Annotated in this window: 17 protein-coding genes, 2 tRNA genes and 1 pseudogene; 18 read left to right on the top strand and 2 right to left on the bottom strand. The window is 71.1% G+C overall.

The features are described 5' to 3' along the window. The first annotated feature begins 32 nt into the window (after positions 1-32). From F7R91_RS42045 to F7R91_RS15710, 10 genes and pseudogenes are all read left to right on the top strand, one after another. Positions 33-197 carry a hypothetical protein gene (locus F7R91_RS42045; protein ID WP_191971506.1) on the top strand — a complete coding sequence of 55 codons (165 nt, stop codon included), beginning with the start codon at positions 33-35 and terminating at the stop codon, positions 195-197. Between the two features lie 80 nt (positions 198-277). Beyond that, a complete protein-coding gene (gene nadD / locus F7R91_RS15750; RefSeq protein ID WP_150949137.1) occupies positions 278-1000 on the top strand; it encodes a nicotinate-nucleotide adenylyltransferase in 723 nt (240 codons plus the stop codon). A 16-nt stretch (positions 1001-1016) separates the two neighbouring features. Then, positions 1017-2813 carry an LCP family protein gene (locus F7R91_RS15745; protein ID WP_150949133.1) on the top strand — a complete coding sequence of 599 codons (1797 nt, stop codon included), beginning with the start codon at positions 1017-1019 and terminating at the stop codon, positions 2811-2813. 100 nt (positions 2814-2913) lie between these two features. Then, complete coding sequence (gene rsfS, locus F7R91_RS15740) at positions 2914-3354, top strand: ribosome silencing factor (RefSeq protein WP_150949130.1); 441 nt, start codon at positions 2914-2916, stop codon at positions 3352-3354. Beyond that, positions 3351-4025 carry a histidine phosphatase family protein gene (locus F7R91_RS15735; RefSeq protein ID WP_150949127.1) on the top strand — a complete coding sequence of 225 codons (675 nt, stop codon included), beginning with the start codon at positions 3351-3353 and terminating at the stop codon, positions 4023-4025. The genes rsfS and F7R91_RS15735 overlap by 4 nt, the downstream gene beginning before the upstream one ends. A 132-nt stretch (positions 4026-4157) precedes the next feature. Beyond that, positions 4158-4230 (top strand) — tRNA-Ala (locus tag F7R91_RS15730). 155 nt (positions 4231-4385) lie between these two features. Beyond that, positions 4386-4565 (top strand): annotated as a pseudogene (locus tag F7R91_RS42740) (MFS transporter); the annotation flags it as partial. Between the two features lie 69 nt (positions 4566-4634). After that, positions 4635-4808, top strand: a complete 174-nt coding sequence (locus F7R91_RS15720) for a hypothetical protein (RefSeq protein WP_107057459.1) — start codon at positions 4635-4637, stop codon at positions 4806-4808. A gap of 3 nt (positions 4809-4811) precedes the next feature. Beyond that, on the top strand, positions 4812-5045 hold the full coding sequence (locus tag F7R91_RS15715) for a hypothetical protein (protein ID WP_003976229.1): 234 nt from the start codon (positions 4812-4814) through the stop codon (positions 5043-5045). 126 nt (positions 5046-5171) lie between these two features. Further along, positions 5172-5244, top strand: a tRNA-Ala gene (locus F7R91_RS15710). Between the two features lie 119 nt (positions 5245-5363). Here the strand turns inward: F7R91_RS15710 and F7R91_RS15705 are convergent. Both F7R91_RS15705 and F7R91_RS15700 read right to left on the bottom strand, forming a co-directional pair. Beyond that, positions 5364-6974 carry an NADH-quinone oxidoreductase subunit NuoF family protein gene (locus F7R91_RS15705; RefSeq protein WP_150949124.1) on the bottom strand — a complete coding sequence of 537 codons (1611 nt, stop codon included), beginning with the start codon at positions 6972-6974 and terminating at the stop codon, positions 5364-5366. Further along, on the bottom strand, positions 6971-8251 hold the full coding sequence (locus tag F7R91_RS15700) for a cytochrome b/b6 domain-containing protein (RefSeq protein WP_225320664.1): 1281 nt from the start codon (positions 8249-8251) through the stop codon (positions 6971-6973). Before F7R91_RS15700 ends, F7R91_RS15705 begins: the two co-directional genes overlap by 4 nt. A 436-nt stretch (positions 8252-8687) precedes the next feature. Here F7R91_RS15700 and leuS point away from each other — a divergent pair, with 436 nt between their 5' ends. The 8 genes from leuS (at position 8688) to holA (ending at position 19480) form a co-directional block, all read left to right on the top strand. Next, a complete protein-coding gene (gene leuS, locus F7R91_RS15695) occupies positions 8688-11579 on the top strand; it encodes a leucine--tRNA ligase (protein ID WP_150949121.1) in 2892 nt (963 codons plus the stop codon). A gap of 155 nt (positions 11580-11734) precedes the next feature. Continuing rightward, positions 11735-12469, top strand: coding sequence for a hypothetical protein (locus F7R91_RS15690; protein ID WP_150949117.1), 735 nt, complete (start codon positions 11735-11737; stop codon positions 12467-12469). A gap of 72 nt (positions 12470-12541) precedes the next feature. After that, complete coding sequence (locus tag F7R91_RS15685; RefSeq protein WP_150949115.1) at positions 12542-13387, top strand: DegV family protein; 846 nt, start codon at positions 12542-12544, stop codon at positions 13385-13387. Between the two features lie 110 nt (positions 13388-13497). Beyond that, positions 13498-14613 carry a ComEA family DNA-binding protein gene (locus F7R91_RS15680; protein ID WP_150949112.1) on the top strand — a complete coding sequence of 372 codons (1116 nt, stop codon included), beginning with the start codon at positions 13498-13500 and terminating at the stop codon, positions 14611-14613. Continuing rightward, positions 14610-17204, top strand: coding sequence for a ComEC/Rec2 family competence protein (locus F7R91_RS15675; RefSeq protein WP_150949109.1), 2595 nt, complete (start codon positions 14610-14612; stop codon positions 17202-17204). Before F7R91_RS15680 ends, F7R91_RS15675 begins: the two co-directional genes overlap by 4 nt. Before the next feature lie 4 nt (positions 17205-17208). Continuing rightward, on the top strand, positions 17209-18042 hold the full coding sequence (locus F7R91_RS15670) for an arylamine N-acetyltransferase family protein (RefSeq protein WP_150949108.1): 834 nt from the start codon (positions 17209-17211) through the stop codon (positions 18040-18042). Positions 18043-18091: 49 nt separating this feature from the next. Continuing rightward, positions 18092-18337: a hypothetical protein gene (locus F7R91_RS15665; RefSeq protein ID WP_150949105.1), complete on the top strand. Its 246-nt coding sequence runs from the start codon at positions 18092-18094 to the stop codon at positions 18335-18337. A gap of 156 nt (positions 18338-18493) precedes the next feature. After that, complete coding sequence (holA, locus tag F7R91_RS15660) at positions 18494-19480, top strand: DNA polymerase III subunit delta (RefSeq protein WP_191971505.1); 987 nt, start codon at positions 18494-18496, stop codon at positions 19478-19480. The last annotated feature ends 86 nt before the right edge of the window (positions 19481-19566 follow it).

Here is a 19566-nt window from a genome sequence, read left to right as displayed (position 1 = left end):
ATCCCACCCACACTCGATAGGTCCTGCCGAAGATGAGCTTCCACAGCACCGCTGCCCAGTTGGTCACTCTCGCCGCTGAGGGCGAGGAGCACGGCGGCAACCACGAGAGCCTCAGCCCCTACCTCACCGGCGGCGGCGCCCTCTTCGCCCTGCTGCTCCTGCTGTGGGTCACCACCCGCTTCAACCGCGACCGCTGATCCCGGCAAAAGCCCCTTTCCGGGCTGCCCGGAGATCTGTCGGCCGAGCCTCTCAGGCCGGGCCGGTAGGGTCTGCACGCATGGGAGAGCAGGACATGCCTACCGGTCCGGCGAATGACAGGACGGATGACACGGCGCACGGTGCGGAGAACCGTCCGTCGAGCGGCACCGTCAGCCCTTCGGCCGACCGCCCGGGAAGCGGCCCGTCGCACCCGGGCAAGCGCCGCCTGGGCGTCATGGGCGGAACGTTCGATCCGATCCACCACGGACACCTGGTGGCCGCCAGCGAGGTCGCCGCGCAGTTCCACCTGGACGAGGTGGTGTTCGTGCCGACCGGCCAGCCGTGGCAGAAGACCCACCGCAAGGTCTCCCCGGCCGAGGACCGCTATCTGATGACGGTCATCGCGACCGCCGAGAACCCGCAGTTCTCCGTCAGCCGTATCGACATCGACCGCGGCGGCCCGACCTACACCACGGACACCCTGCGCGATCTGAAGGCGCTCAACCCCGACACCGACCTGTTCTTCATCACCGGCGCCGACGCCCTGGGCCAGATCCTGACCTGGCGGGACGCGGACGAGCTGTTCTCCCTCGCGCACTTCATCGGGGTCACCCGGCCGGGCCACGTCCTGTCCGACCCCGGACTCCCGGAGGGCGGCGTCTCGCTGGTCGAGGTTCCCGCTCTCGCCATCTCCTCCACGGACTGCCGTGCGAGAGTCGCCAAGGGCGAGCCCGTCTGGTATCTGGTGCCGGACGGAGTCGTGCGCTACATCGACAAGCGCGAGCTGTACCGCGGCGAGTGAACCGAGAGGGGCACCGGTGAACGACCGATACGACGCGGGGTACGAGGGCGACCAGTACGAACTCGTCGGCTACGACGAGTACGGCCGGCCGGTGTACCGACCGGTCCCGCCGCAGCAGCCGCGACAGCAGCAGTCTCCACAACAGCCCTCTCCGCAGCACTCGTACGACCCCTATGCGCAACAGGGCTACGGCTACGACCCGTACGCGACGGGCGGACAGCAGCCCGCGCCCGGCTACGACCCGTACGCCACGGGCCGGCAGACGCCGGTGCCCCCGCCCCCGCCCCCGTACGACCCCTACGCCACGGGTACGCACCAGAGCGGCGCGCCCACATCGCCGTACGACCCCTACGGCCGGACCGCCACCAGCGGCCAGCAGCCCCGCGTCGCCGAACAGACCGCCTACATCCCGCAGCAGACCGGCCCGTCCGGGCAGCCGGACGCCGCCACCCGGCCCGGCAGGGATTCCGGCGGCGAACCGGACGGCGGGTACGGCAACCCGGCCGGACGCCGGCGTGGCTCCGAGGCCGAACGGGACTACCGCACCGAGCAGTTCGCGTTCGTCGATCAGCCCGACGGTGACGACGAAGATGTCATCAACTGGCTGAGCTTCACGGAGAACCGCACCGAGCGCCGCGAGGAGGCCAAGCGCCGCGCCCGCAGCCGCTTCGTCGCCCTGGTCGTCGTCCTCGCGCTGGTCGCCGTCGGCGGCGTCGGCTACCTCTGGTACGCGGGGAAGCTCCCCGGCCTGTCCTCGTCGGGCTCGAAGACCGACACCGCCACCGCACCGGGCGCCCAGAAGCGCGACGTGATCGTCGTCCATCTGCACAACACCAAGAAGGGCGGCACCTCCACGGCGCTGCTCGTCGACAACACCACCACCAAGCAGGGCACCACGGTCCTGCTGCCCAACTCCCTCGCCCTGACCGACGAGAACGGCTCGACGACCACCCTCGCCAAGTCGGTCGACGACGACGGTTCCTCGGGCACGCGCGAATCCCTCGACACCGTTCTCGGCACCGAGATTCAGGGCACGTGGCGGCTGGACACCCCGTACCTGCAGAACCTCGTCGACCTCGTCGGCAACATCGAGGTGGACACCGACACCGACGTGCCCGACCCGGACGCCAAGAAGAAGGGCACCTCGCCCCTGGTGAACAAGGGCGAGGGCCAGACCCTCAGCGGCAAGACGGCCGTCGCCTACGCCACCTACCGCGCCTCCGGCGAGGCCCAGAACGCCCAGCTGGAGCGGTTCGGACAGGTCATGCAGGCCGTGCTGCGCAAGATGTCCTCCGACGCGGACGCCGCGACCACCACGGTCCAGACGCTGGCCCAGATCCTCGACCCGTCGCTGACCGACAAGGACCTCGGCACCTTCCTCGCCGAGCTCGCCGACCTCGCCAAGGGCGGCGACTACAAGACCGCCATGCTGCCCGTCCAGACCGACGGCACCCTGAGCGCCCAGACCAGCGCCAGCGTCGTCAAGGACGTGCTCGGCGGGACCGCGAAGAGCCCCGACCAGGGCTCGGCGGTCCGGGTCTCCGTCCAGAACGCCAGCGGCACCAAGGACAACACCGAGAAGGCCCGCGTGGTCCTCCTCAACGGCGGCTTCACCTTCCTGGAGGGCGGCACCGCGGGCTCCGCCCAGGCCGCGTCCCAGGTCCTCTACGCCGACGCAGCCGACAAGGAGAACGCCTCCGAGGTCGCCAAGACCCTCGGTCTGCCCGACGGCTCCGTGGCCAAGGGCAAGGTGTCCTCGAACGCGAACGTCTCGGTGATCCTCGGCCAGGACTACCAGCCCTCCGCGTCCTAGCCGGCAGATGCTGCCCCATGTGATCCGATAATCACGTGGGGTGGCGTCGGCGGTCCGTGAGACCCTTGATGCGAATCGACCGCCGACGGAAAGCCTTGTAGTGACCGCCACCGACCGCTCTCTCGAGCTCATCAACACCGCCGCTCAGGCGGCCGCCGACAAGCTCGCCCATGACGTCATCGCCTACGACGTCAGCGACGTCCTGTCGATCACGGACGCCTTCCTGCTCGCCTCCGCGCCCAACGACCGCCAGGTCAAGTCGATCGTCGACGAGATCGAGGAGCGGCTTCTGAAAGACCTCGGCGCCAAGCCGGTACGCCGCGAGGGCGACCGCGAGGCCCGCTGGGTCCTGCTCGACTACGTCGACATCGTCGTCCATGTCCAGCACAGCGAGGAGCGCGTCTTCTACGCCCTGGAGCGGCTGTGGAAGGACTGCCCCGAGCTGGAACTGCCCGCCGACGCCAAGGCCACCCGCGGCAAGGCCCAGGAGCACGCCAAGCTGCAGTCCGAGGACGCCGGAGACTTCAGGGAAGTGCGATGAGTGCCCCCTCGGCAGGCAAGGCCGGCAGTGAGCCGGGCCGGGGCCGCCGCGTCATCCTGTGGCGGCACGGCCAGACCTCCTGGAACGTGGAGCGCCGCTTCCAGGGCAGCACCGATGTCGAGCTGACCGAGGCGGGCGTCGGCCAGGCCCGCCGCGCCGCCCGGCTGCTCGCCTCGCTCAAGCCCGACGCGATCGTCGCCTCCGACCTGCAGCGGGCCTCGAAGACCGCAGCCGAGCTCGCCGAGCTCACCGGCCTGCCCGTGACCCACGACGAGGACCTTCGCGAGACCTACGCGGGCGTCTGGCAGGGGCTGACGCACGAGGAGATCATCTCCCGGCACGGCGAGGAGTACGCCGCGTGGAAACGCGGTGAGCCGGTGCGCCGCGGCGGCGGCGAACTGGAGACCGAGGTCGCCGACCGCGCCGCCCCCGTCGTGCTCCGGCACGCCGAGAAGCTTCCCGAGGACGGCACGCTCGTGGTGGTCAGCCACGGAGGCACGATCCGCACCACCATCGGACGTCTCCTCGGCCTGGAGGCCCGCCACTGGGAGAGTCTCGGCGGCCTCTCCAACTGCTGCTGGTCCGTCCTCGGCGAGGGCGCCCGGGGCTGGCGCCTCCTCGAGCACAACGCGGGCACCCTCCCGGAGCCGGTGCTCGGCGACGACGACTGAACGGCGTGGCCTCAGCGCCGTTCCAGGGCGTGGGGGCCGGATTTCACTTTCCGGCAGGTCACAGGCTAGAGTTCTTCTTGTTCGCCCCGCCGAGCGGGGCGAAACACCATGCGGCTCCACCGCGTGGCACAAGGGGCTATAGCTCAGTTGGTAGAGCGCCTGCATGGCATGCAGGAGGTCAGGAGTTCAATTCTCCTTAGCTCCACAGATCGACACTCTGCCGAGTTGTCAAAGATCGGTTGAGAAGATCCCGTCCTCTTCGGAGGGCGGGCTTTTTCATTCCGCAGCTTCCTCCGGGGCGTGTGCGTACGGCACTTCGGTGAGGCGGCACAGATGCTCCCGGCGCTCTGCTCGCGACGGTCACAGCTCGGGCAGCTGATCGGCGCCGCCGTGTTCGGCACACTCTTCCTGAACCGGCTTGAGTCACTGGGGGCCTCCGGGGCGTATACCTCTGCGGAGGCGCTTTCGGCGTGCATGTTCGCGCTGGCCGGGACCGCCGCGGGGGGTGCCGTGGCCGGACTGGTACTCAGGCGTCGCTGACCGTATCGGTCCGGCCGTGGCAGAATCAAACGGCCGGAAGGGGGCGCGGCCCGACGGGAGGGAGCAGTGATGCCTGCGAGCATCCTCGAGGAGGTCGGCCACCTCCTCGAAGCAGCGTCGACACGGGACACGGTCACCCGCCTCAGCTGCCCTTCCTGCGGTTCCGTGCATGTCGCCCAAGTGCTCGGCGACAACGGCGGAATCTCCTACGTGTGCACGGCCTGCGGCCACAGCTGGAGCTGATCGATGGGTGCACACAGGCGAAAGTGCGACTGGTGCGGCAGCGGCACGCCCATTGTCCGGGACATGGAGCCGGTCAACCCCGACTACCAGTACTGGTGCGAGGAATGCGCGCGGGCGCTGATCATAAAAGGCGACCCGATCGAGACGTACCGCGAACTGGAGGGTGAGCCGATCTACGGCCGGCTCCTCGAAGAGCACTGCACGCTCAAGCGGTTCTACTCCTTTGTCACCGCTTGAAATCCGACAAATCCAACAAACTCGATGAAAGTGCCGAATCCGTGCAGAACGGAAACGATTTGGTGCTGCACCCCGTCGACCGTGTAATGTTGGCGTCGCCGCCGGGACACCGGCGGAACGCCGCAAGGGGCTATAGCTCAGTTGGTAGAGCGCCTGCATGGCATGCAGGAGGTCAGGAGTTCAATTCTCCTTAGCTCCACAGAAGTCGAAGGCGGGTCATCCGATCGGATGACCCGCCTTCGACGTGTGTACGGAGCCGTTCGCCCACGACACGAGAACGCCGGGCCGCCCGGAGCGGGCGGCCCGGCGTCGGTGCGGTCAGCGTCCCAGGGCGCGGCGTCCGCGGCCCTGGGAGAGCACCGGCAGATTGCGGGACGGCGTCTGCGCGCGCGTGTCCTCCTCGATGCGCAGGGCGAGCGCCGGGCAGCGACGCACCGCGCGTAGAGCCTTGGCCTCGGCGAAGCGCGGTACCTTCGCCTGGGCGACGGTGGGGAAGCCGTCGGCGCCGAGCTCGAAGACCTCGGGGAGGATGTCCGCGCACAGGCCGTGACCCCGGCACAGCGTCCAGTCGACGAAGATCTTCTGACGGCTGGGACCGTTGTCCTCGGCCTCGCCGCCGCCCGCGATGCCCGTCGGTAGCTGGCCGCCCTCGAAGAGCGGCAGAACGCCCTCCACGGGCCGTCCGCAGCCGTTTCCGAGGACATGCGCGGCCAGGTCGTCCGTGAACGCCTTGATGGTGGACTCCAGGAACATCGCGGAGCCGTCGGGGTGCGAGCACGCGCCGCGCCGCTTCACGTTCTTGGCGACCTGCTTGAGCGCCTCCAGAGCCGCCGGCCCGCCGCCGTTGAGGATGTCCTCCATGCCGCGCGCCGCGGCCGGCAGACCGAGGTAGCAGGGGCCGCACTGGCCCGCGCTCTCCTCGGCCAGCCACTGGGCCACGCGCAGCGACTCGCCCAGCGGGCAGGTCTCCTGGCTGATCGGCAGGATCGCGCCCGCGCCCAGCGAACCGCCCACCGCATCCAGGGAGTTGCGGGAGACGATCGCCTCGTTGACGGTCGCCGCGTCGATCCACTTGCCGTGATAGCCGCCCGTCAGCACGCCCTGCGGAACGGGCGGGGCGCCGGCGAGCTGGAGGACGTAGCGCAGCGGCACACCCGTCGGCACCTCGATCACCATGGGGCGCGCGACCGCCCCGGAGACCGTGAGTATGACGGTGCCCGGCTCGTCGTACAGGCCGGTGTTGCCGTAGCGCTCGGGGCCGATGCGCGCGGCGATCGCCAGCTGCGCGAACGTCTCGGCGTTGGACAGCAGCGTGGGCGCGCCGCCGACGCCGCTCTGCGAGGCGCTGATCTTGCGGCCCGGCGGGATGGCAGGACCGCCGTCGATGGAGCGGATCAGCGACGCGGCGGCGCCCGTGACCATGCGCACCGGATTGCGCTGCACGCTCGCGCGCAGCGCGGACCGCCGGCTGTTGCTCAGACCGCGCTCGGCGAGCGCCGCCTCCATCGAGCGCTGCGTGGACTCACGGGTGACCCCCACCACGAGCGTGCGGGCACCCAGCGCCTCCGCCACCAGGAGCGCGCCGTCCAGAATGAGGTGCGGGGCACGGTTGATCATCACCGTGTCCTTGCGGCAGGCCGGCTCGTCCTCACTGCCGTTGACGACGACGACCGGCCGCACACCGCGCTTGATCGCCGACTCGGCGACCGAGCGCAGCTTCTTGTGGAAGGGGAAGCCCGCGCCGCCGCGGCCCTTCAGATTGATGTTCTCGGCGAGCTTCGCGAGCTGCTCGCCGCCCATGGGTTCGAGCGGCCCGTGCACCTTCAGATGCATGGGCAGATCGAGTCTTTCGACAAGGTCGAAGCCCGACGTGAGCTGGGGAAGTCCGACCACGCGGACTTCTGGGACGTCGGGCAGGGCCTCGTTCACCTATAGCCTCCGGAAGGCATGTTCCAAGGTTCGCCCGAACCCGGTGCCTCGAAGTCGTACGGAGCACCGGGCGATGGTTCAGTGGCGGGACCGCTGTTGTACGTGTCGTTCTGGTTGTACGTGCCGTAGAGGGTGTTCGACTCACCTGTGTCGTACACATCACGGCCGCCATACCCGTTCGTGCCCGGATTGCCATAGGCCGGGATGTCGTATCCGGTGTCCTGGAGCGGGTCGTAGGACGACCGGGGCGCCTCGCCGACGGGGGGCGGCGACGGAATCGGCCAGCTGCCGGAGGTGCCGGCGCCGTTGTCGACCCGCGGCATCGCCTCGGTGGCCTGCATGTCCAGCGGCAGGTCCATGCGCGCGGTCTGGTCCGCCCCGAAGGGCTGCTGCGGGCGCTGCGGTGTCGAGACGGCCCGGTAGGCGGCCGCGAAACCGTTCGCAGGCTCCGGCGCCGCGGGCTGCGCGGGCGCCTCGTAGCGGGGTGCCGACGCGCGCGGCTGTGCGGCGCGCTGGTTCTCGTAGCCCGGCAGCGCGGACTCCGCCACCCTGGCCCGGCTCGCCTCCAGGTCCTCGCGGCCCGGGCGCTCCTCGGTGCCCAGGATCGCGATGATCCGGTCGGCGACCTTGCGCTTGAACGGGCGGGGTGCCGCGCGTAGAGCGAGGGCCGCGGCGACTCCGATCACACACAGTTCGTACGACACCATGAAGAACGTCTTCGCCGGGCGGCCGGCGTACAGTCCGTGGATCAGGGCCGCGCACCAGGCCGGATAGGCCAGCATGTGCATCGCGCGCCAGCGCGCGGCGACCGGTGCCGGGGAGGCGAACTGGTTGCGCAGCGCGCCGGTGATGCCCACGAAGATCATGAGCATGGCGGCCAGGGAGCCCAGGCCGATGAGTCCGCCGCTGCCCTCGACACCGAGGCTGAAGGGGATCAGCGCCGCGACCAGGACGGTGTGCTCGAGCGTCAGCTTGATCGTGATGTGTACGAGGAGGAACGCGATCGCGGCCACGGCGGTCACCCGGTGGATGCCCTGCGCGATGATCCGCTGGCGGATGTTGAGGATCATCCGGTCCTGGGCCACCAGCCCCCAGATCACGGAGCAGGTGAGGGAGACGAGCGACAGAACGCCCGCACCGAAGTTGAGGAAGTCCTGGAGCCAGGTGCCGCCGAGCAGCACGACCACAGGTATGAGCAGCAGAACGACAGCGGTCACCATCCCGTAGGCCGACCGGCCGGGTTTGGGGAGCGAGCTGTCACTGAGACGAGGGTTCATGGGGGCAACTCCGAGCGGTTCGGGAAAGCGGTCCCGCTGCCGCACTCTAAGCGGCGCCATACCGATGGGTACGGCGTTTGAGTTATTGCGTCGTTATCAAGAGCCGATGGGGTTGTGGTGATGTCCCCTTAGTGGTTGTTACGCGAAGTAACCTTTTGACCTGGGTTCAGATTTTGTCGGTGTTGTCGAAGTGGCCCATGGGGTCCGCGGGAGCGACACCCGTGTGCCAAGGAGGCATACGTATGCGCGTCGCGGTCGTCTCAAGGCCTGCGGTACCCTAACGCCATGCGTGCCGTACGCCTTCTGCTTAGCGAGCCGCGCTGATCAGTCCCGACCGCCGGTCATCGGACGGTTCGGAATCGGCGCGGCGTCCCCTCCTGTGCGAGGGGATTTTTCATTTGTGCTGGCAGAGACGATCGATGGAGCTTTGAGGATCATGAGCGAGACGAACCCCGCTGCCGCCGCTGCCGTGTCGGCGGAGGCAGCGCCGCACCGCTACACGGCCGCCATGGCGGCCGAGATCGAGGCACGCTGGCAGGACTTCTGGGACGCCGACGGCACCTACGCGGCGCCGAACCCGAGCGGTGACCTGGCGGGCGACCCCGAGCTGGTCGCCAAGCCCAAGAAGTTCATCATGGACATGTTCCCGTACCCCTCCGGTGCGGGCCTGCACGTCGGCCACCCCCTGGGCTACATCGCCACCGACGTCTTCGCCCGGTTCCAGCGCATGACCGGCCACAACGTCCTGCACACCCTGGGCTTCGACGCCTTCGGCCTGCCCGCCGAGCAGCACGCCGTGCAGACCGGCGAGCACCCCCGGATCACCACCGAGGCGGCCATCGGCAACATGACGTCCCAGCTGCGCCGGCTGGGCCTGGGCCACGACAAGCGCCGGTCCTTCGCCACGATCGACCCGGACTACTACAAGTGGACCCAGTGGATCTTCCTGCAGATCTTCAACTCCTGGTACGACGACGAGGCCGCGAAGGCCCGCCCGATCTCCCAGCTGATCGCGCAGTTCGAGTCCGGTGAGCGCGCCGTACCGGGCGACACGCGCGCGTGGAGCGAGCTGACCGCCGCCGAGCGCGCCGACGTCCTGAGCGAGTTCCGCCTGGCCTACGCCTCCGACGCGCCGGTCAACTGGTGCCCCGGCCTGGGCACCGTGCTGGCCAACGAGGAGGTCACCGCCGACGGCCGGTCCGAGCGCGGCAACTACCCGGTCTTCAAGGCCAAGCTGCGCCAGTGGAACATGCGCATCACCGCCTACGCCGACCGGCTGCTGGACGACCTGGACGCGCTGGACTGGCCCGAGGCCATCAAGCTGCAGCAGCGCAACTGGATCGGCCGCTCCGAGGGCGCCCGCGTCGACTTCCCGATCGACGGCGAGCGCATCACGGTCTTCACCACGCGCCCGGACACCCTGTTCGGCGCGACCTACATGGTGCTGGCGCCCGAACACCCGCTGGTCGAGAAGTTCACCCCGGCGGCCTGGCCCGAGGGCACCCACGACGTGTGGACCGGCGGCCACGCCACCCCGGGCGAGGCCGTCTCCGCCTACCGCGCGCAGGCCGCCTCCAAGTCCGACGTCGAGCGGCAGGCCGAGGCCAAGGACAAGACCGGCGTCTTCATCGGCGCATACGCGACCAACCCGGTCAACGGCGACCAGGTCCCGGTCTTCATCGCCGACTACGTCCTGATGGGCTACGGCACCGGCGCGATCATGGCCGTCCCGGCGGGCGACCAGCGCGACTTCGAGTTCGCGCGCGCCTTCGAACTGCCGATCCACTGCATCGTCGAGCCGACCGACGGCCGGGGCACCGACACGTCGACGTGGGACGACGCCTTCGGGTCGTACGACGCCAAGATCATCAACTCCTCCAACGACGACGTCTCCCTGGACGGCCTGGGCGTCGCCGACGCCAAGGCACGCATCACCGAATGGCTGTCGCGCAAGGGCATCGGCGAGGGCACCGTCAACTTCCGTCTGCGCGACTGGCTGTTCAGCCGTCAGCGCTACTGGGGCGAGCCCTTCCCGATCGTCTACGACGAGGACGGCGTCGCCCACGCCCTGCCCGAGTCGATGCTGCCCCTGGAGCTGCCGGAGGTCGAGGACTACTCGCCGCGCACCTTCGACCCGGACGACCACGACACCCAGCCCGAGACGCCGCTGTCGCGCAACGAAGAGTGGGTCGACGTCACCCTGGACCTGGGCGACGGACCGAAGAAGTACCGCCGTGAGACCAACACGATGCCCAACTGGGCCGGTTCCTGCTGGTACGAGCTGCGCTACCTGGACCCGCACAACTCCGAGAAGCTGGTCGACCCGGAGATCGAGCGGTACTGGATGGGCCCGCGCGAGGGCATGCCGCACGGCGGTGTCGACCTGTACGTCGGCGGCGCCGAGCACGCCGTGCTGCACCTGCTGTACGCGCGCTTCTGGTCCAAGGTCCTGTACGACCTGGGGCACGTGTCCTCGGCCGAGCCGTTCCACAAGCTGTTCAACCAGGGCATGATCCAGGCCTACGTCTACCGCGACAGCCGCGGTATCGCGGTGCCCGCCGCCGAGGTGGAGGAGCGCGACGGCGCCCACTTCTACCAGGGCGAGAAGGTCTCCCGGCTGCTGGGCAAGATGGGCAAGTCCCTGAAGAACGCGGTCACTCCGGACGAGATCTGCGCCGAGTACGGGGCCGACACACTGCGCCTGTACGAGATGGCGATGGGCCCGCTGGACGTGTCGCGGCCGTGGGACACGCGCGCGGTGGTGGGCCAGTTCCGGCTGCTGCAGCGGCTGTGGCGCAATGTCGTCGACGAGACGACCGGTGCCGTCACCGTCGTCGACGTCGAGGACACCGGCATCGACGAGGACACGCTGCGCGCCCTGCACAAGGCCATCGACGGTGTGCGCCAGGACCTGGAGGGCATGCGGTTCAACACCGCCATCGCCAAGGTCACCGAGCTGAACAACCACCTGACCAAGGCGGGCGGCGCGGTGCCGCGCTCCGTCGCCGAGCGCCTGGTGCTGCTGGTGGCCCCGCTGGCCCCGCACATCGCCGAGGAACTGTGGCGCAAGCTGGGCCACACCGACTCGGTCGTCCACCGGGACTTCCCGGTCGCCGACCCGGCGTACGTCGTGGACGAGACCGTGACCTGCGTGGTCCAGATCAAGGGCAAGGTCAAGGCGCGCCTGGAGGTCTCCCCGTCCATCTCCGAGGACGAGCTGGAGAAGGTTGCGCTGGCCGACGAGAAGGTCGTGGCCGCGCTGGACGGCGCGGGCATCCGCAAGGTCATCGTGCGGGCCCCGAAGCTGGTGAACATCGTCACGGCCTGAACACCGGCCGGGTGCGCGAGCCGTTGCCGCGGTCCCGGCTCGGGGTAGTCCCCTACGGGCAGGTTCGGGGTTCTCTCGGAACTCCGGACCTGCCTGTTGCGTTTACCGTTGAAGAGCGGCGCGGAGTGCGTCGCAGCCGGCCGAGGAGGAGCCTCGTGGAAGCAGTGATCGCAGTCGTTGCCCTGCTCTTCGTGCTCTTCCTGGTCCTCGGTGCCTACGCCACGGTGAAGGTGGTCGGCGCCGCCAAGCGCGGTGTGGACCGTACCATCACCCAGGCCCGCCGCACGGTCGAGGACCACACCCTGCGAGCCAAGTCCTTCGCCCAGCCCGGCCCGGCCGGCGAGATCGCCCAGCTGCGGCTGAAGCTGCGCACGTCGATGCGTGCCACACAGGACGCCCTGCACGCCGGCGTGGCCGAGGACGAATCGCTCAAGGAATCCCTCGGCCTGTTCGATCGGCTCAGTGCGCACGGCCACGAACTGGACGGCGAGCTCAGGCGCCTGGAGTCCGAGCCGGACCGGGCGACGCTCACCGAGCGGCTGCCCTCGCTGCGCGAACGCACCGAGCGGATCACCCACGCGGCCGACTCGCTGCGCTGGGCGGCCCGCGACCGGGCCCGCCGCTTCGCGGACGACGACCTGGACGCGCTGAGCGCGCAGATCGACGTGGAGTCCGGCGCCCTGCGGCACTGGACGACGGAGGAGCCGGCTTCCCCTGCGCCCCCGTGGCCCGAGACCCCGGCCGCCGACGATGCGGCCGGCCGGCAGACCTGGACGGACACGCCCCCGTCGCGCACCGCCGAGGAGCCCACTCGGGCCGCCATCACCCCGCCGGACCGCCGCCCCGAGTACCCCTGGCAGAAGAAGACCCGCCCCGAGAGCACGACTTGATCCGGACACGGCCGCAACAGGTGAGCGGGGCCGGGCTGCCGCCCGGGCGCTACGCCAGGTAACCTCCAGCTCATGTCCCGCCATGTCGCGATCGTCACCGATTCAACGGCCTACCTGCCGCCGAGGACGATGGAGCGCCACGGCATCACGGCGGTGCCTCTGACCGTCGTTCTCGGCGACCAGGCGCTCGACGAAGGTACCGAGATCTCGACCCGTTCGCTGGCCCAGGCGCTCCAGAAGCGCCGGCCGGTCACCACCTCCCGCCCCAGCCCCCAGCTCTTCGCGGAGACCTACCGCAGGGTCGCCGAGTCCGGCGCCACCGGCATCGTCTCCCTGCATCTGTCCGCGGAGCTCTCCGGTACGTACGACGCGGCGGTCCACGCCGCTCGCGAGGCACCCGTGCCGGTGCGGGTGGTGGACACCGGGATGGTCGCGATGGCGCTCGGCTTCTGCGCGCTGGCCGCGGCCGAGACGGCAGAGGCGGGCGGCACGGTGGACGAGGCGGTCACCGCCGCGGAGAAGCGGGCCGCGGGCACGTCCGCCTACTTCTACGTCGACACCCTCGACTATCTGCGCCGCGGCGGCCGGATCGGCGCGGCGCAGGCGCTCCTCGGCTCCGCGCTCGCCGTGAAGCCGTTGCTGCAACTGCGGGGCGGGCGCATCGAACTCCTGGAGAAGGTACGGACGGCGTCCAAGGCCATCGCGCGCCTGGAGGAGATCGTGGCCGACCGGGCGGGCGGCGCGCCCGTCGACATCGCCGTCCACCACCTCGCCGCCCCCGACCGGGCGTCGGCCCTGGCGGACCGTCTGCGGGCACGCGTGCCCCGGCTCGCCGACCTGCATGTGAGCGAGGTGGGGGCGGTGATCGGGGCGCACACCGGGCCCGGGTTGCTGGGGGTTGTGGTGTCGCCGCGGTGAGTGCGTGGGCTTCACTCGTGTGAGTGGCGGAGTTATCCACAACTGGGCGGTAATCCCCGGAATTTGACCAAGATCATCGCGAACGTGCCGAGGTGCCCGATCCTCGTCGCATGGCACTTCGATCACGCACACGCACAGCGACCGCAGGCAGCGGACCGGGGCGCGGCCCCGCCTCCGACGGCCGAACCCGCCACCGCCGCCCACCGGTCCGCAGCCGCACCCGCCACCGGCACGCGTCGGCGGACGAACTCCGCCGACGCGCGGAGTGCCTGTTCTCAGAACCCGGTGGGGAATGGCGGGAGTCGGGGAAGGGGCCGCCGGGGAGCGGGGTGGGGGCGGGTGGGTCGTACGGGGGTGCGGCGGCGGACTCGGACGTCTCGTACGGCGGGGCGGCTGCGAGCCGAGATGTCTTGTACGGCGGCGCTGCCGCGCACTCCGACGTCCTGTTACCCGGTGGTCCGGACCCGGAGGTATCGCGGGTGGCGGGTCGGCGGGAGCGGGCCGGGGCGGCTCTGCGGGAGCGGATGCCGGTCTGGCTGCAGGCGAGATGTGGCCTGGAGCGGCGGAATGTGCTCGCGCTGACGGTGCTGCTCGTCGTCGCCGCGGTCTTCGCCGTCCAGCACTTCTGGGCGGGCCGTACCCAGTCCGTCAAAGCGCCTGAGGTCGTACGCGCGGCGGCACCGTACGAAGAGGGCGGCGCAGGGGGTGCAGACGGGGAGCCGGTGGTGAAGGAGGGCGACCCGGCCGCCTCCGCCGGTGCGCCGGATGCCGTGGGCACGCCCGGGGCCGAGATCGTGGTGGACGTCAGCGGCAAGGTCCGGGATCCGGGGATCCACAGCCTGCCGACCGGTTCACGAGTCGCCGACGCGCTGCGCGCGGCCGGAGGTGTGCGCCCCGGCACCAACACCGACGGTCTCAACCGCGCCCGCTTCCTCGTGGACGGAGAACAGGTCGTCGTCGGCGGTCCCGCCCCTGTTCAGGGATCTGGTGCGGGCGGTGCGGCCACCGGGGGCACGGCGGGAGCGGCACCGTCGGCACCCGTCTCCCTCAACACGGCCACCGTGGAGCAGCTCGACACCCTGCCGGGCGTCGGCCCCGTGCTGGCCCAGCACATCATCGACTACCGCACTCAGCACGGCGGCTTCCGTTCGGTGGACGAGCTGCGTGATGTCAACGGCATCGGCGAACGGCGCTTCGCCGACCTGCGGAATCTCGTACGGCCATGAGGCGCGGCCCCGCTGACTCGCAACCGGCGTCCAGGGACCGGGGCGGAGCCGCCGTGCCCGCCCGCCCGGCCGTGCACGCCGTCCCTGGGAAGCCGCTCGGAGTCGCCCACCCGCGACAGGAAGGACCGACGGACCTACGACTCGTACCGCCTGCCCTGGCCGCCTGGGCCACGGCCGTGCTGATGGTGGACGCCCCGCCGGAGTGGATCACCGGCGTCACGCTCGCGTGTCTCGCGGCGGCCACAGCCCTGCTCGTGACACGGCGCCGCAGAGCGACCGCCGACGGGGCGGCCGTCGGCACGGCGACCGGCGGCAGGACAATCGGGGGCTGGCCCCGCGCCCCCGTCGCCGCCCTGCTGCTGTGCGCTGCCGCGGCGGCCGTCTCCGCCGGTCTGCACGGCGCCGATCTGCGGCGCGGACCCGTGCCGGCGCTGGCACGCCAGTACGCCACCGTGACCGCAGAGGTCGAGGTCAGCTCCGATCCCCGGCTGACCAGACCCCGGATCAGCGGGAACCACATGGCCCCGACCGCTGTACTGATCAACGCCGATGTACGACGCGTCGAAGAGGGGAACGGGACGGAGGCGGCGACGCGCACGCCCGTGCTCGTGATCGTCGACGCGGGTGCACGGACCAGGGCCGAGGGCCCGGCCCGTTCCCCCTGGCTCGGGCTGCTGCCGTCCACGCGGCTGAGCGTGACCGGGCGGCTGGCGCCACCGACGGTGGGCGGCGACCGGATCGTGGCTGTCCTGCGGGTGAGGGACCGGGCGGTTCCGGACGTGGTGAGAGAGCCGTCGGCGCCACAGCGGCTCGCGGGGCGGCTGCGCGCGGGGCTGCGGCAGGCTACCGACGGGCTGCCCGAGGACGCCCGGGCGCTGCTGCCGGGGCTCGTCGTCGGGGACACCTCACGGATCACCCGGGAGCTGGACGAGGCGTTCAAGGAGACGGACCTTGCGCACATACTGGCCGTGTCCGGAAGCAACCTCACCATCCTGCTCGCCCTGCTCCTCGGGCCGCCCGGCCTGGCCCAGCTCGTCGAGCGCCGGGGCCTGGCACCGCGCCTCGGTCTTCCCCTCAGGACGACCGCGCTGCTGGCCGGGGTCCTCACGCTCGGCTTCGTCGTCGTGTGCCGGCCGGACCCCAGTGTGCTGCGGGCCGCGGCCTGCGGAACCGTGGCCCTGCTCGCCCTCGCGACCGGACGTCGGAGATCACTGATCCCGGCGCTGGCGACGGCCGTGCTGCTGCTGGTGCTGTACGACCCCTGGCTGGCCCGCAGTTATGGCTTCGTGCTCTCCGTCCTGGCCACCGGTGCCCTGTTGACGCTCGCGCCACGCTGGAGTGCCGCGCTGCGGCGGCGCCGGGTGCCACCACGGTTGGCAGAGGCGCTGGGTGCCGCCGCCGCGGCGCAGGCGCTGTGCGCGCCGGTGGTGGCCGTGCTCTCGGCGCGGGTGAGCCTGGTGGCGGTGCCGTGCAATCTGCTGGCGGAGTTCGCGGTGGCGCCGGCCACGGTGCTGGGCTTCGCGGCGCTGGCAACGGCGCCGGTGCTGATGCCGGTGGCCAAGGCGCTGGCCTGGTGCGCCGGTTGGCCCGCCGAGTGGATCGCCGGGATCGCGCGCACCGGGGCGGCGCTGCCGGGCGGAGGAGTGGACTGGCCGGGCAGCTGGACCGGAGCGCTGCTGCTCGCCCTCGTCACGGCGGTGGTCGTGCTCGTCGGGCGTCGGCTGCTCGGGCACCCCTGGCTGTGCGGGGCCTGCGGAGTGCTGCTGGTGCTGGTGGTGGTGCAGCCGCCGCCGCTGACCAGGGTGATCACGGGCTGGCCGCCGCCGGACTGGCGGTATGCGATGTGCGACGTGGGGCAGGGCGACGCGACCGTTCTTGCGGCGGGCGAGGGGGCCGGGGTGATCGTGGACGCCGGACCCGACCCGAAGCTGGTGGACCGGTGCCTGCGCACCCTCGGCATCACCAGAATTCCGCTGGTCGTGCTCACCCACTTCCACGCCGACCACGTGGCGGGTCTGCCGGGAGTGCTGCGCGGCCGCTCGGTGGGCGCGATCGAGACGACGGGCTTCGAGGAGCCCGCGGACCAGGCGGAGTTCGTCCGCAGAGCGGCGGCGGCGCGGGGGATTCCCGTGACCCGCGCCATGGCAGGTGAGCGCCGGCGCGCCGGGTCCCTGTCCTGGGAGGTGCTGTGGCCACCGCCGCGTGCGGTGCCGGAACCGGAAGGTCCCAACGACGCCAGTGTGGCGCTGCTCGCCCGGTCGTCCGGGCTGCGGCTCCTGCTGCTCGGGGATCTCGAACCCCCGGCCCAGCAGGCCCTGTTGAGGACACCGGCGGGTGCGCGGCTGGACGACATGGACGTGCTGAAGGTGGCCCACCACGGTTCGGCCTACCAGGACCCGGACCTCATACGCCGGGTGGCCCCACGGCTGGCGCTGATCTCCTGCGGCTCGGACAACCCGTACGGGCACCCCGCTCCCGGCACGGTCGAGGCGCTGCGGTCCGGGGGCGCGATGGTCCTGCGGACCGACCGGGACGGGGCGCTCGCGGTGGCCGGTACGGGCGGCGGGGAGGTGCGGGTGGCGGGAGACTGAGGTCATGAATTCCGCACAGGTCGATGCCTACCTCAACCGTCTGGGTGCCGAGCGCCCGGCGCGGCCCACCGCCGGTGCACTGCGCGAGCTGCAGCTGCGCCATCTGCGGACCGTGCCCTTCGAGAACCTGTCGATCCACCTCGGCGAACGGATCGTGCTGGAGGAGAAGCAGCTGCTGGACAAGGTGGTGGGCGCGCGAAGGGGCGGGTTCTGCTACGAACTCAACGGCGCATTCGGGGCGTTGCTGGCCGCGCTCGGCTTCGATGTCACGCTGCTCGCGGCCCGGGTGTACGGGGACGAGGGGCGGCTCGGGATTCCGTACGACCATCTCGCGCTGCGGGTGCGGACGGAGGACGGGGGCGACTGGTTGGCCGATGTCGGGTTCGGGGCGCACAGCCACTATCCGCTGGCGTTCGAGGAGAGGGGTGAACAGGCGGATCCCGGTGGTGTGTTCCGGATCGCCGAGGCGGAGCCGGACGACGCCGGGGTGCGGGGCGCGGCGGTGGAGGCGGCGGATCGGGACGTCGTGATGAACGGCAAGGCTCAGTACCGCCTGGATGTGCGGCCCCGGGTGCTCGGCGACTTCGTCGCCGGGGCCTGGTGGCACAGCACCTCTCCGGTGTCGCACTTCACGCGGTCGCTGGTCTGTTCACGGGTCACGGAGGACGGAGGGAGGATCACGCTCAGCGGCCGCAGGTTCACGGTGACGGCCGCCGACGGGACGCGTGAGGTGCGTGAACTGGACACGGACGAGGAGGTGCTCGCGGTGTACCGGGACCGGTTCGGCATCGGACTCGATCGTGTGCCGACGCTGCGGCCGGCCGATCAGGAAGGCTGACGCGCGCCTCGCGCGGGGTGTCCTGCGCCGGTGCCGGACAATGGCTCGCGTGAGTGATGTGAGACATGTGTTGGTGCTGCCCGATCGCGATGCCGCCGAGGAGGCGGCGCAGGCGCTCGGGGAGCGGTTCGGGCTGGACGAGGAGCCGCAGCTGGTACGGGATGCGCTGGCCGGCGAGGACGATGCCGAGGACGCGCAGTGGCTCCTCGTCCTGCGCGACGAGCGGCAGCGGCTCGATCCCCGGGCGCTCGATGAGTTCGTGGGGGAGTGGGACGGCTGGCGCGAGGAGCCGTAGCCCCGCCGACCGGGCGCGGGCTCGCAAGGCGCGCCGGTCGGTGGCGGGGCTCGGAAGGCGCGGCGGTCGGTCCGGGGCTCGGAAGGCGCGGTGGTCGGACCGCGTTGTCGGGCCGGCCGGACCGCAGTGTCAGTGGTGCGTGCCATGCTTGTCGCGATGGCCAGGAAGACTGCGAATGACGACCCTCTCGCCCCGGTGACCCTTGCCGTGGGCCAGGAGGACCTCCTGCTCGACCGTGCCGTGCGGGAGGTGGTGGCCGCCGCCAGGGCCGCCGACGCCGACACGGACGTACGTGATCTGACCCCGGACCAGCTGCAGCCCGGCACGCTGGCCGAGCTGACGAGTCCGTCGCTCTTCGCGGAGCGCAAGGTCGTGGTCGTACGCAACGCCCAGGATCTTTCGGCCGACACGATCAAGGACGTGAAGGCGTATCTCGGGGCGCCCGCCGAGGAGATCACGCTCGTGCTGCTGCACGCGGGCGGGGCGAAGGCCAAGGGCCTGCTCGATGCCGCGCGCAAGGCGGGGGCGCGGGAGGTGGCGTGCCCGAAGATGACGAAGCCGGCGGACCGGCTGGCCTTCGTCCGGGGAGAGTTCCGCGGGCTCGGGCGGTCGGCGACGCCCGAGGCGTGCCAGGCGCTCGTGGACGCGATCGGCAGTGATCTGCGCGAGCTCGCGTCGGCAGTGTCCCAGCTGGTCGCGGATGTCGAGGGGACGATCGACGAGGCGGTCGTCGGGCGGTACTACACGGGGCGGGCGGAGGCCTCCAGCTTCACGGTCGCCGACCGGGCGGTCGAGGGGCGGGCGGCCGAGGCACTGGAGGCGCTGCGCTGGTCGCTTGCGACGGGCGTGGCGCCGGTATTGATCACGAGCGCCCTGGCCCAGGGAGTACGGGCGATCGGGAAGCTGTCCTCCGCGCGCGGCGGGCGGCCCGCGGATCTCGCGCGGGAGCTGGGCATGCCGCCCTGGAAGATCGACCGGGTGCGCCAGCAGATGCGGGGGTGGACGCCGGACGGGGTCGCCGTCGCGCTGCGGGCGGTGGCCGAGGCGGACGCGGGAGTCAAGGGCGGCGGCGACGATCCCGAGTACGCGCTGGAGAAGGCGGTCGTCGCTGTCGCCCGGGCGGCTCGTTCCCGGGGGCGGTGACGCATACCCGGCCGGTGATCCAGTCGCCGTCGCGGCGCCGGAGAGGACAATCGTGGGTAGCAGCCGCACATCGCCGAGGCAAGGAG

This window comes from Streptomyces luteolifulvus (genome assembly GCF_008806595.1).
In the GTDB taxonomy this organism is placed as follows: domain Bacteria; phylum Actinomycetota; class Actinomycetes; order Streptomycetales; family Streptomycetaceae; genus Streptomyces; species Streptomyces luteolifulvus.
The sequence above is the reverse complement of the archived record's forward strand: the minus strand, read 5'-3'. Positions and strand labels throughout refer to the sequence as shown.

Excerpts from the sequence above, each read along its gene's own strand:
- F7R91_RS15685 (WP_150949115.1), top strand. The coding sequence starts at position 12,542 with ATGTCCCGCCATGTCGCGATCGTCACCGATTCAACGGCCTACCTGCCG.
- F7R91_RS15720 (WP_107057459.1), top strand. The coding sequence starts at position 4,635 with ATGCCTGCGAGCATCCTCGAGGAGGTCGGCCACCTCCTCGAAGCAGCG.
- F7R91_RS15700 (WP_225320664.1), bottom strand. The coding sequence starts at position 8,251 with ATGAACCCTCGTCTCAGTGACAGCTCGCTCCCCAAACCCGGCCGGTCG.
- F7R91_RS15680 (WP_150949112.1), top strand. The coding sequence starts at position 13,498 with ATGGCACTTCGATCACGCACACGCACAGCGACCGCAGGCAGCGGACCG.
- F7R91_RS15670 (WP_150949108.1), top strand. The coding sequence starts at position 17,209 with ATGAATTCCGCACAGGTCGATGCCTACCTCAACCGTCTGGGTGCCGAG.
- leuS (WP_150949121.1), top strand. The coding sequence starts at position 8,688 with ATGAGCGAGACGAACCCCGCTGCCGCCGCTGCCGTGTCGGCGGAGGCA.
- F7R91_RS15735 (WP_150949127.1), top strand. The coding sequence starts at position 3,351 with ATGAGTGCCCCCTCGGCAGGCAAGGCCGGCAGTGAGCCGGGCCGGGGC.
- F7R91_RS42045 (WP_191971506.1), top strand. The coding sequence starts at position 33 with ATGAGCTTCCACAGCACCGCTGCCCAGTTGGTCACTCTCGCCGCTGAG.
- F7R91_RS15715 (WP_003976229.1), top strand. The coding sequence starts at position 4,812 with ATGGGTGCACACAGGCGAAAGTGCGACTGGTGCGGCAGCGGCACGCCC.
- holA (WP_191971505.1), top strand. The coding sequence starts at position 18,494 with ATGGCCAGGAAGACTGCGAATGACGACCCTCTCGCCCCGGTGACCCTT.
- nadD (WP_150949137.1), top strand. The coding sequence starts at position 278 with ATGGGAGAGCAGGACATGCCTACCGGTCCGGCGAATGACAGGACGGAT.
- F7R91_RS15675 (WP_150949109.1), top strand. The coding sequence starts at position 14,610 with ATGAGGCGCGGCCCCGCTGACTCGCAACCGGCGTCCAGGGACCGGGGC.